10 protein-coding genes and 1 tRNA gene are annotated in these 11,696 nt (G+C 41.5%); 7 read left to right on the top strand and 4 right to left on the bottom strand.

Annotated features, from left to right (window positions below; all coding sequences use genetic code 11):
• Positions 1 to 7 precede the first annotated feature (7 nt).
• Entirely contained in the window at positions 8 to 793 is a 786-nt protein-coding gene (locus tag AC1XUE_RS10145; protein ID WP_483355814.1) for a CPBP family intramembrane glutamic endopeptidase, read from the bottom strand.
• Positions 794 to 888: 95 nt separating this feature from the next.
• Complete coding sequence (locus AC1XUE_RS10140) at positions 889 to 2,274, bottom strand: MATE family efflux transporter (protein ID WP_483355813.1); 1,386 nt, start codon at positions 2,272 to 2,274, stop codon at positions 889 to 891.
• A 321-nt stretch (positions 2,275 to 2,595) separates the two neighbouring features.
• On the opposite strand from AC1XUE_RS10140, the gene hflX reads away from it, so the two are divergent.
• Together hflX and AC1XUE_RS10130 are read left to right on the top strand one after the other, a co-directional pair.
• Positions 2,596 to 3,840: a GTPase HflX gene (hflX, locus tag AC1XUE_RS10135; RefSeq protein ID WP_483355812.1), complete on the top strand. Its 1,245-nt coding sequence runs from the start codon at positions 2,596 to 2,598 to the stop codon at positions 3,838 to 3,840.
• Between the two features lie 224 nt (positions 3,841 to 4,064).
• A tRNA-Arg gene (locus tag AC1XUE_RS10130) sits at positions 4,065 to 4,136 on the top strand.
• A 772-nt stretch (positions 4,137 to 4,908) separates the two neighbouring features.
• Here the strand turns inward: AC1XUE_RS10130 and AC1XUE_RS10125 are convergent.
• Positions 4,909 to 5,643 carry a hypothetical protein gene (locus tag AC1XUE_RS10125; protein ID WP_483355811.1) on the bottom strand — a complete coding sequence of 245 codons (735 nt, stop codon included), beginning with the start codon at positions 5,641 to 5,643 and terminating at the stop codon, positions 4,909 to 4,911.
• A gap of 423 nt (positions 5,644 to 6,066) precedes the next feature.
• Here AC1XUE_RS10125 and AC1XUE_RS10120 point away from each other — a divergent pair, with 423 nt between their 5' ends.
• From AC1XUE_RS10120 to AC1XUE_RS10100, 5 genes are all read left to right on the top strand, one after another.
• Positions 6,067 to 6,483 carry a hypothetical protein gene (locus AC1XUE_RS10120; RefSeq protein ID WP_483355810.1) on the top strand — a complete coding sequence of 139 codons (417 nt, stop codon included), beginning with the start codon at positions 6,067 to 6,069 and terminating at the stop codon, positions 6,481 to 6,483.
• Positions 6,484 to 6,551: 68 nt separating this feature from the next.
• Positions 6,552 to 7,022, top strand: coding sequence for a helix-turn-helix domain-containing protein (locus AC1XUE_RS10115; protein ID WP_483355809.1), 471 nt, complete (start codon positions 6,552 to 6,554; stop codon positions 7,020 to 7,022).
• Between the two features lie 3 nt (positions 7,023 to 7,025).
• Positions 7,026 to 7,496 carry a hypothetical protein gene (locus tag AC1XUE_RS10110; protein WP_483355808.1) on the top strand — a complete coding sequence of 157 codons (471 nt, stop codon included), beginning with the start codon at positions 7,026 to 7,028 and terminating at the stop codon, positions 7,494 to 7,496.
• 1,106 nt (positions 7,497 to 8,602) lie between these two features.
• Positions 8,603 to 9,250, top strand: a complete 648-nt coding sequence (locus AC1XUE_RS10105; RefSeq protein WP_483355807.1) for a LuxR C-terminal-related transcriptional regulator — start codon at positions 8,603 to 8,605, stop codon at positions 9,248 to 9,250.
• Positions 9,251 to 9,490: 240 nt separating this feature from the next.
• Complete coding sequence (locus AC1XUE_RS10100; RefSeq protein ID WP_483355806.1) at positions 9,491 to 10,687, top strand: L,D-transpeptidase family protein; 1,197 nt, start codon at positions 9,491 to 9,493, stop codon at positions 10,685 to 10,687.
• Here AC1XUE_RS10100 and AC1XUE_RS10095 read toward each other — a convergent pair.
• Positions 10,645 to 11,430, bottom strand: a complete 786-nt coding sequence (locus AC1XUE_RS10095; RefSeq protein WP_483355805.1) for a murein L,D-transpeptidase catalytic domain family protein — start codon at positions 11,428 to 11,430, stop codon at positions 10,645 to 10,647. The two genes, AC1XUE_RS10100 and AC1XUE_RS10095, sit on opposite strands and share 43 nt — an antisense overlap.
• Between the last annotated feature and the right edge of the window lie 266 nt (positions 11,431 to 11,696).

Genomic DNA, 11,696 nt, shown 5'->3' with positions numbered 1-11,696 from the left:
TTCAACCTTACACGTCATCTTCTTTTTTGATGAATATTGTATTGCTGTTTATAGTTAGTTTTTGATGTGTGTGGCGCTTGTATAAAATGGTAAACACAATAGCGAGTGCGATGGTGCAACCTCTGAGCACATTTGCCGGAACATTACCCAAGGCACTGTGATCCATTTCAAAAAGCGACCAGCTCAGGTTCATCAGTGTATGCAAAAAAATGGGAACCCACAAATTATCATTCCATTCGGTATATAACCAGGCAAAGAGACAAGCTCCGCTGAATGTAACCAGAAAGATTCCCGTCAATTCACCTATATCCTGACTCTGATATAAATGTCCGGATGCAAAAATAACTGCTCCGAGTACAATAGAGGGAATAAAACCCAGTCGGCTGTACCGATACAAGAGTCCGTAAAGAAAGCCGCGAAAGTATAGCTCTTCTACAAAGCCAGCCACAAATGTGCTTGCTATGAGCTGCTGAAGTTCCTGTCTGGGGTTGAAATCAAAAAAGAAAAACCCACCAATGAACATCGGTAAGCTGAAAAGAAGGGCAATAGAAAAAGCTTTACCAAGATTTCCCGACAACCCCAACTCTGAAAAAATACCAACTCTGGTTTTCAGCACATAGGTACCTGCAAAAAGAGGTACGCCTGTAAGCGCATAAGTGAAACAGTAGCTGAGCAGCCCCAGCCGGGTGATCGTATCAAGTGCCGACTTGATTTCACCGAAGTATTGAAACAGAATATGGTATGCCAGAAAAGAAATGGCTACAATACAGATGGTTCGTAAAGTTTTATGCATTCCGGCTTTGTCTGGTGTTGATCAACAAAAATAGGAATAAAGGTACCGGTATTTCTAACTGGCCCTATTCCGGATACTCGTCAGAGACTATATCACTATACTTTTACCGATTTCCAGTGCCCGAGCCGGAACCTCCATATTCCGAGTACGGCCAATAGAGCTTCGGCGGCCGGAACGGCGATGAACACACCCAGCGGTCCCATTTTCCACACCACAGCCAGCAGATAAGCCAGAGGAATCTGGAAGAGCCAGAAGCAAAGCAGGTTCAGGACTGTCGGCGTTTTGGTATCGCCCGCTCCGTTGAGCGATTGAATTACTACCATGGTATAGGCATAAAAGCCAAACCCAATGCAAAGTACACGCAAAGCCAGTTTCCCGGTTTCAATCGCGTCAGCATCAGTTGTGAACCAGCCAATGATGTTCCCGGCCCAGATCGCCATCATTATGGATAAACTCACCAGAAATACCAGATTGAAAAGCGCACAGCGCCACACGGATGTTTCGGCTCGCTCGGGCTGGTTGGCTCCCAGGTTTTGCCCTACCAGTGTTGCCGCCGCATTGGCAAGTCCCCATGCGGGCAGCAGGGTGAACATAATCACGCGAATGGCAATCGTGTAACCGGCCACTACATCACTACCAAACTCTGCAAGAATGCGGGTCAGGAAAATCCAGCTGGCGGAAGATATCAGAAACTGAACCGTTCCTCCGGTTGCTACTTCGACGATCGTTTTGATGGTTTCACGGTGCGGACGAAGATCAGCCCAGATCAGCTGGAGTATTTTGTTTGCCTTCACCAAAGAATAAAGCTGATAACTCACACCGATGGTCCGGCCGATGGCAGTGGCAATGGCTGCACCTGTAACACCCAATTCGGGGAAAGGACCGACACCGAAAATCAGCATTGGACCGAGCAGCATATTGAAACCGTTGGCAATCATCAGCGAACGCATAGCTGTAGCTGCCGCGCCTGCTCCACGCAAAGCACCACTGAGTGAGTAAAGCAGCACCACCACCGGACTGCTGATAAATTGTATTCTTGCAAAAGTGGTACCTACTGCTATTACTTTAGGATCCGCACCCATGAGACTCAAAATATCTCCGGCAAATACGGAACCCAGCATGGCTATCACGATCGAGATCGCCAGCGACAGTAAAATGACCTGGCCGATGGCCCGTCTGGCTTGTGCTACATTGTTTTCTCCGATACGCCGTGCAATGGTGGCTGTTGCTGCAGTACTCAATCCAATGGCTACGGAATAAATCAGCGTCACGACCGACTCGGTAAGACCTACAGTAGCAACGGCTTCAATGCTTACCTTCGATACAAAAAAGATATCTACAACAGCAAAGAGCGATTCCATGATCATTTCAAGGATCATCGGAACGGACAGCAGAAATATAGCGCGGTTGATACTACCCTGGGTAAAACTTTCTTCGGAACCACTAAGTGCCTGCCGAAGTAGCTGAAACCACTTTTTCATGGATGAAATTGCTTAGATGTGTAATTGTTAACAGGCAGAGAAGGACTGTCTTTCGTAAAAAGCTCCGGTCTACGGAGAAAAAGAAGGAGGTCAGTTAGATATGACCGGTGCAAAGAATCGACATGATTGCTCAGAATTTTGGCAAAGGTAGTAAAGAGCGATTTAATTATTCAAACAAAATACTGGATTTATAAAAATGGAAAATGTACCTTCACCACCAGGGGTTATGAACTTTTGATACCTTTAAACCGTTGCCAATCTACACTTTGGAACGAGAAATGGCAGATGTGCTGCCGTTAAAAATTATATAAAGACTAGTGCATGATTGAAAAGAAGAAGTTGTATTCGACCGCAGTCGAAAAAGAAACAGCCGTATTGGTAGCTGTAAGTACACAGAAACAGACCGCTGTAAAAACCCAGGAGTATCTGGATGAGCTTGCCTTTCTGGCCAGCACACTGGAGGTGAAAACGGTAAAGACTTTTACGCAGAACCTGGAGCGGGCCGATATTAAAACCTACACAGGAAAAGGGAAACTTGAAGAAATACTGATTTTTGTAACGGCCAATCCGGTGGATATGATCATTTATGATGACGATCTGACCCCCTCACAGGTACGTAACTTGGAAGCAGTATTTAAGGATATTAAGGTGATTGACAGGAGCTTACTGATCCTGGATATATTTGCCATGCGTGCACAAACGGCTCAGTCGAAGTTGCAGGTGGAGCTGGCTCAATATCAATACATGTACCCACGATTGACACGTCTTTGGACTCACCTTAGCCGCCAGTCTGGTGCAGGAGTGGGTATGCGTGGACCGGGGGAAACGGAACTTGAAACGGATAGACGTATTGTAAAAGACCGGATTGCCTTTTTGAAAGAAAAACTGGAAAAGGTAGACCGCCAAAGCACGACCCGCCGGAAAGAGCGCGACAGACTCGTGCGCGTAGCGATTGTGGGATATACCAACGTAGGTAAATCGACGCTGATGCGGAGCTTGTCCAAAGCAGATGTATTTGCCGAAAACAAACTATTTGCCACAGTGGATTCTACGGTGAGAAAAGTGAACATGGAAAATATTCCGTTTTTGCTTACCGATACAGTTGGATTTATACGTAAACTGCCCACTACGCTGATCGAGTCTTTCAAATCCACGCTGGATGAGGTACGCGAGGCAGATATATTGATGCACGTTGTGGATATTTCCCACGCGTCGTTTGAAGAACATCTGGATGTGGTAAACAAAACACTGGTGGAGATCGGTGCTGCGGATAAGCCAACTATTCTGGTATTCAATAAGATTGATCTTTATAAACCGGCTTTCAATGATGAGGAGCTGGAAGAAGAAGAGCAACCGGTATTGTCACCTGAAAGTATACTTGAACAGCTGAAAAGAAGCTATGTAGCCGATAAAGGTGAAAATGTAGTATTCGTATCGGCAGAGAAAAAAGAGAACATTGATGAGCTGCGCGAAGCGATTTTCAGATTAGTAAAAGCGAAACATTTCGTGATCTATCCGAACTGGCTGGATCTGGGTTATACACCTGTTGAAAATGTAGAAGAATAAGCGTTTGTAATTTCAACGCTTATTTCGCATTTTTGCACCCCGGAAAAAAGGCAGAGGGCATGGGGCATAGCTACCAGCGCAAAGCTGACAGACTGCGTAGTTCAACGAAGGTCGCCGTGCGATAGGGAGTGTCGTACGCGAGCCCGGAGAAAACTCTAGATATGGCTGGGGGTGCATTCACCTTCGATTCCCGTCGCGGTCACCAGGGAGATTATGAAATTAAAGACTGCGTAGTTCAACGGATAGAATAGGAGTTTCCTAAACTCTAGATATGGGTTCGATTCCCGTCGCGGTCACTGGAGGTCAGGCATTAGCCTGGCCTTTTTTGTTTAAATACATATTCTGTTGACAGAACGTTCGCCGCGCGATAATAGAGTCTTACACGAGCCTGTTTTAAACTCTTGATAACCAGTCGGTCGGTGCCGTTCGAGTCCCGTTGAACTTATGGAGGTGACTCAATAGATACTAAAATATGACAATATGGGGGCTAATTTAGCGGCAGGAGTTTTTTATTGATTAGATGTGTATATTCATATACCTGCTTAGGAGAATTTCAGAATTATAATATTTCGTACGGAGTTGGATAATTATGGGTAAGCATGACGATATCTTCACGGTCTATGTCAGGCATCGCGAGTATTACTTAATCAACAAATTCATTTTCTCATAGTGTAATCATGTCCGCCAATACTAAGATATTGCTTATGTCAGTGCTTCTATTCTTTCTATGCGGTTGGATTAGCGGTTATGCTTTTTCTGTTGTGATCGGCGATGTATCCTGGAATGAAACAATTTTCATGAGCAGCTCTTTCGGAATCATATTTTCAATACTCCTTTTTATCTACGTCCTTATACAAGAACAGCGTCAGTCGAGAATGAGCCTACATCATCAATATTCCCATACATCACCAAATAATACTCTCCCATCAACGAATAACTGTTGTTTACTTACACGTTATCGCCGTAGACATTCGTCGAATGTATTGGCATAGAACACTCGTGTGGCTTTCTAGTTAGCAAGTTTCTTAAAGTTCGTCCCTCTACCTTCCAATAACCATAATCTTAGTTTTAGCTTTTAATTTCACCGAGATTCATCTCTGCAACACAGGGACTTCCCTGTCCTGGAACCTCTCTTTTAATTAAGCTAAAGAAGTATTTGTATTCGTATTTGATATTTCCAGTATCTAGAGAGCTACTTAGCGATAGTATTTCAAAAAAGTATCGTAAGTCTTCAATACGGCGTACCCACATCCTGCTCTTGACCTCTGGATGATCGCTAGATTTATCAGTCAAGTAGTAATTTTCCAGATACATCTCCATAGCTTCCGCAAATTCAAGAACCACCTCTCGGTAGTGTACGAAGAAAACTGCAAATAGATGTTGAGTCATATAAACGTTCAGCATTCCATTTCTAGCATAATTGGACATCCGAACAACAAAATAGACCATGCTCGCAAGTGCATGATTTCGTATGAAAGTTTCATTTGTTTCTACTATAATTGGCATATCTGGACTCTCGGGGTGATTGCAAGGAAACCATGTGTGAAGATTATCAAGTTCGATCTTACGCGTACGAGATACTCTCATTTGAGTGCTGAGGGCATTTCTAACAGCCATAAACTCGGGTGAGTTTAACTCCTTAAGCATTTCCAAACCGATGCTTTTCTGTTGCCAAGAGTTAGTGATCATGACAGCTAATAAACCTCCAACGAATGTTCCGCCAATAACTTTTAATGATTCTTCCAAATATGGAAAGCTCGCTTTGGGAAACATATCAGCACCCACTCTATGAAGCCATGTCATGTTGGCTGTGACGATAAGTGTGAAAATTATCGCGAATCCAACTATGTAAAGAAGAAGTATGCTGGGACGCATCGATACAATGTACGGATACCTCTTCCAAAAGGGCACCGCTAACCAGAACCTGATTTTAATCAACATGAAATAGAGGAGTTTACCCTTCAAAGTCTTGCTGAGCTAGAAATTTACTTTAAGACACACAAAAAATCCACCATACTAGCATCTAAAATTTTATTGGTGTTGTTTAGGAATTCGGAAACAATGAGATGTCCCTAATGCCCAAAGGTTGATTTTTTACCAGAATTGCATAGATTTGTTATGTTTCAGTGGAGGCTTGTGAAGTCATTGTAATATTTTTTTTTGAAAAAGTTGAGTATATATTTTTGAAATTGTTGTTATTGTATTTACCTATAGCTTAATTTTGTTGTGGATAGAGAGTGTCGGTTTGTTTCTGCTACGAATGATCGAAAAAGAGCGATTTTCATAGATGAGGATAACAGAGAGGAAATATGGGCATACATTAATCAGTCACCGGCACACAGGAACAGATTTAGCTATCTTGCTAAAATAATTCTTGAAAATATCAGATTACCAGACGCATACGATAAAGAAGATATCAACAAGCAATGCAAAGATGTTACCGCAATGAAATTTTTTAAAGGTGGTAGCAACGACAGGATTTACTGCAAAGAGGTGAGGACTCCCGAACAATGCTATGTTGTAGTCATGGCTGTACTGAACGAGAAAAAGAAAAGTCAAAAAAATAAAGCCAAAGAGAATGCAAAAATAGAAGCAGTTGGTAGCTATGAATACTCTCCTAAGTTACCAGACAAAAAAAGCTAAGGTATGGCATAACTTTTGAATACCATACAAAACATACATAGTCTATCAATCCCCAATCTATATACATTATGATCGCAGGCAACAAAATCGAAATATCTGCTGAGTTTGCGGATCTTTTTTCAAATGAGCTATCTGATCAAAATAAGGTCGACGCCCTAGTACTTGCCGCTAAGTTCCTTGAAATTATCAACAATGAGCTGGAAGAGAAAGAAATTACTCGCAAACGCCTTGCAGAAATGCTTGGTAAATCAGGTAGCTGGCTTACACAGCTCTTTCGAGGAGACAAACTTCCTAATTTAGAGACTCTCGCGCATATCAGTAACGTTTTAGAGATTTCTTTTGACGTTAAGAATGCATCTAGACATCAGACAATTGAGGAATCCAATTCTGAAATCATTGACAATCTGAGAAAGTTTGAAAATAAAAAGAGTTCAATCTTTTCTATAGTAAAGCCAGATTGGAGTTCAGTTTCCAATGATGCTTCTTCAGAGCATGTGGATGACGATTATCAAGATGCTTATTTACCTATGACTGCTTAGTAAATGAAAGTAGACTTGTCACCATTAAAATTCGAGTCGTTTTATGTTACTGATTTTCAGTATGAATTTGACTTGCAACCGGAAGATTCGGGTATTGAAATTGAAGATCAACCATACGAGATAGACTTAGATTACATTCCAAACTTGAACCTAGATCGTGAGTTCGGTATGTATATCAAGCTATCAATTAACCGGGGAAAAAATAAACTTCCTGGACATTCCATTGCTATTAGTGCAGGAGGCTATTTTCGAGTTCAAACAAGTGAAGAGCTGACCGAAACTGCCATAAAAAATTTGACTAACCTTTCACCGCTCACGATGTTGATAGGAACAGTAAGAAGCTATTTAAAGCTTGTTACAAGTAACAATCCCTTAGGAGGCTACTTGCTTCCTTCCATAAGTGTTCATGAGATTGTAAAATCCAAAGAAAAAGTAAAAAAGAGAGCTCCTAGAAAAAAAACTATTATCAAATAGAACGCTTTATAAAGATGTAACATTCATAAGCTATGGGGGCCTACTCCTCATAGCTTTCTTATTATATGGGAGATTGGGTGGCATTTTGTCACAACCCAAAGCCTCTCATTGAAGTCTGATTAAGTCTTTCCAGCCTGTCAATTAGATCTGTCAGTAAACGAAGATGTGACAAGTGCCGGGTGTTGATCTCAATGTTACTTACGTATAACAAGGATGCTCTGACGTCGAAAGCCATTTGAGCCTGGTAGGTTCGGAATTGTCTTGGTTTAACAGATCAGTATAGATTGTGTTTCTTTTCGATACTCCCTTGATCACCTCCATGCATCGTTTGTGTTCTTGCTCCTTACGAAAACATTTGTCGAAGCACATTTTTATTTTCCAGACTTATCAAATTCTCCCATTCATCCTATTTTGCACTCCGTTGCATGGTCATCAGGCAACATTGGTTAGAGATCGACATGGATGCCGGGTGCCGATGTCCATGTTGTGCTTTCGGACCAGCAAACTCTTGTAATACTCAATGCTTATGTTCTAAATCTTGACAATAGTACCCATATGCCCGCTCTACTCTGTGAGGCTCTAACATTTTTACCCTACCCTCGCTGCAAACCTTGTTTGTCGAAGTTTAAGAGTAATGTAATACAAACGGGGTATCAGCATCTGGTTCCTCTGCTTTTTCTGGATGCTGGATAGTAAGTTAATTCAAATTCCAACTCAGATACCTTGCCCCGTTATAATCGCATTTTTTAGTGTTTAAGTACCGGATCTTTGCCGTTAAGAATCAATTCGCAATAGCATCCACGTAATACATTTCTACTAGCTTTTTAGTTCTGTTATATAATTTATTTTCATGGATACATATAAATCTATCAATCTGTATCTCAATACATTGAAATGAATTATTTCAATACTGTTAAATAATCATCAAGTGTTTTTCGTTGTTATACCAATCGTCCCTATCCGGGAACGGTATTTGTAGATTCACTATTTATAAAGGTGGAAGTGGCGTACGAACTGCGGAGATGAAAGGCTGATTTACACTTTCTGATCATTCAAAAGATTTACCCCCCTTTCAGGTGTACAATTAGACTTATTCACAACTTACTATGTTAAAAATTGCCATTATAGAGGATTATGTAATTTTCAGGCTGGGTTTGAAACACTTGCTTGAATTACATTTCGATGGTGTTACCATTTATGACACAGATCACGCAGATGATTACGAAAGCGAACTGACCCAATTTTCTCCTGATTTGATTATCACGGGGTTGGGTATGGTAAATGAACCTTTGAGGGGCCTTAACTTCTGTAGAAATGTCAAGAAATTATTTGAAAATGTACCTGTCATTGTATTTGATATGGTAGCCACTTATGGCAATGCGGTTAATTTGATCAAAGGCGGGGCGAACGGATATATCTCTAAAGGAGATAATGAATTGGAATTGCTTACGTGTATCGAGTCAGTAATGAAAGGTAAAAATTATGTTTGTCGGGAAATACAGGAAAATATCATCGAGTACCTGATTTTGGATAAACCTGCTTTTAAAACACATGCAAGTTTGTCGGCAAGAGAATCGGAAATTGCGAGTCTGGTGAGTGAAGGAGAAAAAACTTCCAATATTGCTGAAAAGTTGGGCCTTAAGTCGTCAACTGTAAGCACGATGAAATCCAAAATTTTTTCAAAATTGGGTGTACACAACGTCATTGAGCTACGGCATAAGATGAAGTTGTCGATGTACAGTCATGCAAACTGATAAAAAAAGGGTTGAACCGCTATGGCTCAACCCTTTTTATGCCGTTACATCAAACTAATGCATTGATTGTAAACATTCACGGCGTAGAATTGGTATACACTTTTTAAACTGCCTGTGCGGGTATTTCTACAGACGTAAGCGTTTATTATACTCATAATGCTGGAAATTGAGGCTTTTCGTATCATATAAACCTTAGCACAGAAGTTGCATAACAAACATAAGAAACTAACTTTATTACGCATGCAGATGTTTTCAGGCCAAGGCCGATTCAGATATGTCCCGATTCTTATAGTAGGTATGTTGATCTTGGTACAATCCTGTAAAAAGGATCCGGGAAAAATGACCAAGGAGGAGCTGGCCTCTGAATTAAGCAAGGATAAAACGTATACCAAAATATTGGAATATGCGGAGTTATCCGGAGTGAATACCGACAAATTTAAATCAGGAGAGGGGACGGCACCTGTTTTTGGTCTGCTCGAAGAAATGGGTTACGGACACAAGCCTGCCATTCGCTATACGGAAAAGAAACTAAACGCAGATACATCGCTTCTGCGAGCGGTGGCTGAAGATCTCGTAAAAGGACAGTCACCTGAAAAAGCAATGGAAAGACTGGAACCCGTTTTTCCTGTCTACCGGAATCTTAAGATCCATTATGCAAGGCTGATCAAATCAAATAAAAAAGACAGTGCTGCTATCGTTTCTGAGAGTATGAATGCATATCGTTGGGTTCACCGTCAATCGCAGGGTTCCCCGCGTATGGTCATCGTGAATATCCGCGGTGCTTATCTTACAGGAATGGACTCCCTTGGTGAAGGTACAGTAACCATGCGCACCATTGTTGGTAAAAAAGATACTCCAACACCTACTATTGATACATATGCTACCAGTATTGTTACGCATCCTTACTGGAACGTGCCCAAGAGTATTGCAATTAAAGAGCTTCTGCCAAAAGCGAAGCAGAACTCGTCTTACCTTTCCAATAATAAGATTGAAGTCATTGACAAGAAGGGCGAAGTGGTTGATCCGTCTGAACTGGATTGGGATGAACTATCCGCTGAAAATTTCCCATATCGATTCCGTCAGGAAACAGGGGAGGATAACTCGCTAGGACTTCTGAAGGTAGAAATCAAGAATCCTCTTGCTATTTATCTGCATGATACCAATGCACGGTATCTGTTTAAAAGCGAAAACCGCTACAGAAGTCATGGTTGTGTGCGTGTAGAACGCCCGACAGATCTTGCCAACTTTATGGCAGGGACTGAGCTTTTAAGCAGCGATTTTCTTACTGAACCAGATACGGTAAGTACGCCTCCGAAATGGCATAAATTACAAAAGCGAATTCCTGTCTTTCTGTTCTACTTAGGAGCAGATTGTAACGAGAAAGGTGATCTGATCTATTTTGATGATGTATACAAGAGAGGAGTACCCAAGGTTTGATTATTTTCCTCGTCTGTGAGTCCGGCCAGTAGTTGCGATTTTTTTGCATACTGCTGGTCGAGCGAATAAATAAACAGTCCCGCTCCATTATAAAGCATGTTAATCAGGGTTTTGCTATCAGCGACGGATACAGCAGGGCATCCCAAACTACGGCCCAGGCGGCCTGTATTCCTGATAAAGGATTCACTGACATAGTCAGCACCGTGCATAACAATGGCACGTTGTAAGGCTCTGTCATTGATACCTTTTTCAACTCCTTCAAGTCGCAGAGACAGCCCATGTTTTCCTATATAAGTGCCTAATGTGCGGTAAAAGCCCAGACTGGATTGATAGGACTCATTGTTATTGGAAAATTTTTCAGCAAACTCATTACCTGAATTCCGACCATGAGCAACATAGGTATGCATCACAATCTTCTTTTTGATCATATCAATTACGTACAACCTTTTATTTCGCGACGATTGGCTAAAATCGGCAATAGCCATCATTGGATTGGTCAGATCCATTTTTTGAAATCCGTACCAAGCTGCTTTGAATGCTAATTGAGACAATCCCTTTTCGCCAAGGTGCAGTGAATCATATAACGCAACCCACTCCGGCTTAGCTTTTAAAGAATCAGACTTGATTTTTAGAGAATCTGAGTAAACAGACTGGGAATGAGAAAGATGGTCAATTTTTTGGAAACCGAATGAAGCACTAAGCGCAACTACTACTGCCATTAACACTACCTGAGCTTTTGTCATTGAAGAATCGTTTAATTAAACAAGAATTTCCGGTTCAAAACGCTGGATTCTGAACAATCCGTTCATGTTGAACGAATGACTTGTATTTAAGTTGTTCATGAAAATGGAAGAAATGTCTTCCAGGGTTTTTGATTAACAGCATGTTAGCGGGGAATGGTTCCGAAGGACCCACATTGATGGATCTGCTTCACTTAAAGATGCACATCCCGATATAGAAAATCCGAAGGGGTTTTTCTTGTACTTTTTAATGCTGTCTGATTGAACCA

Source organism: Dyadobacter sp. HNCC25DJ187 (genome assembly GCF_056895255.1).
Note: the sequence above shows the minus strand (reverse complement) of the source record. Positions and strands in the feature narration are given on the sequence as shown.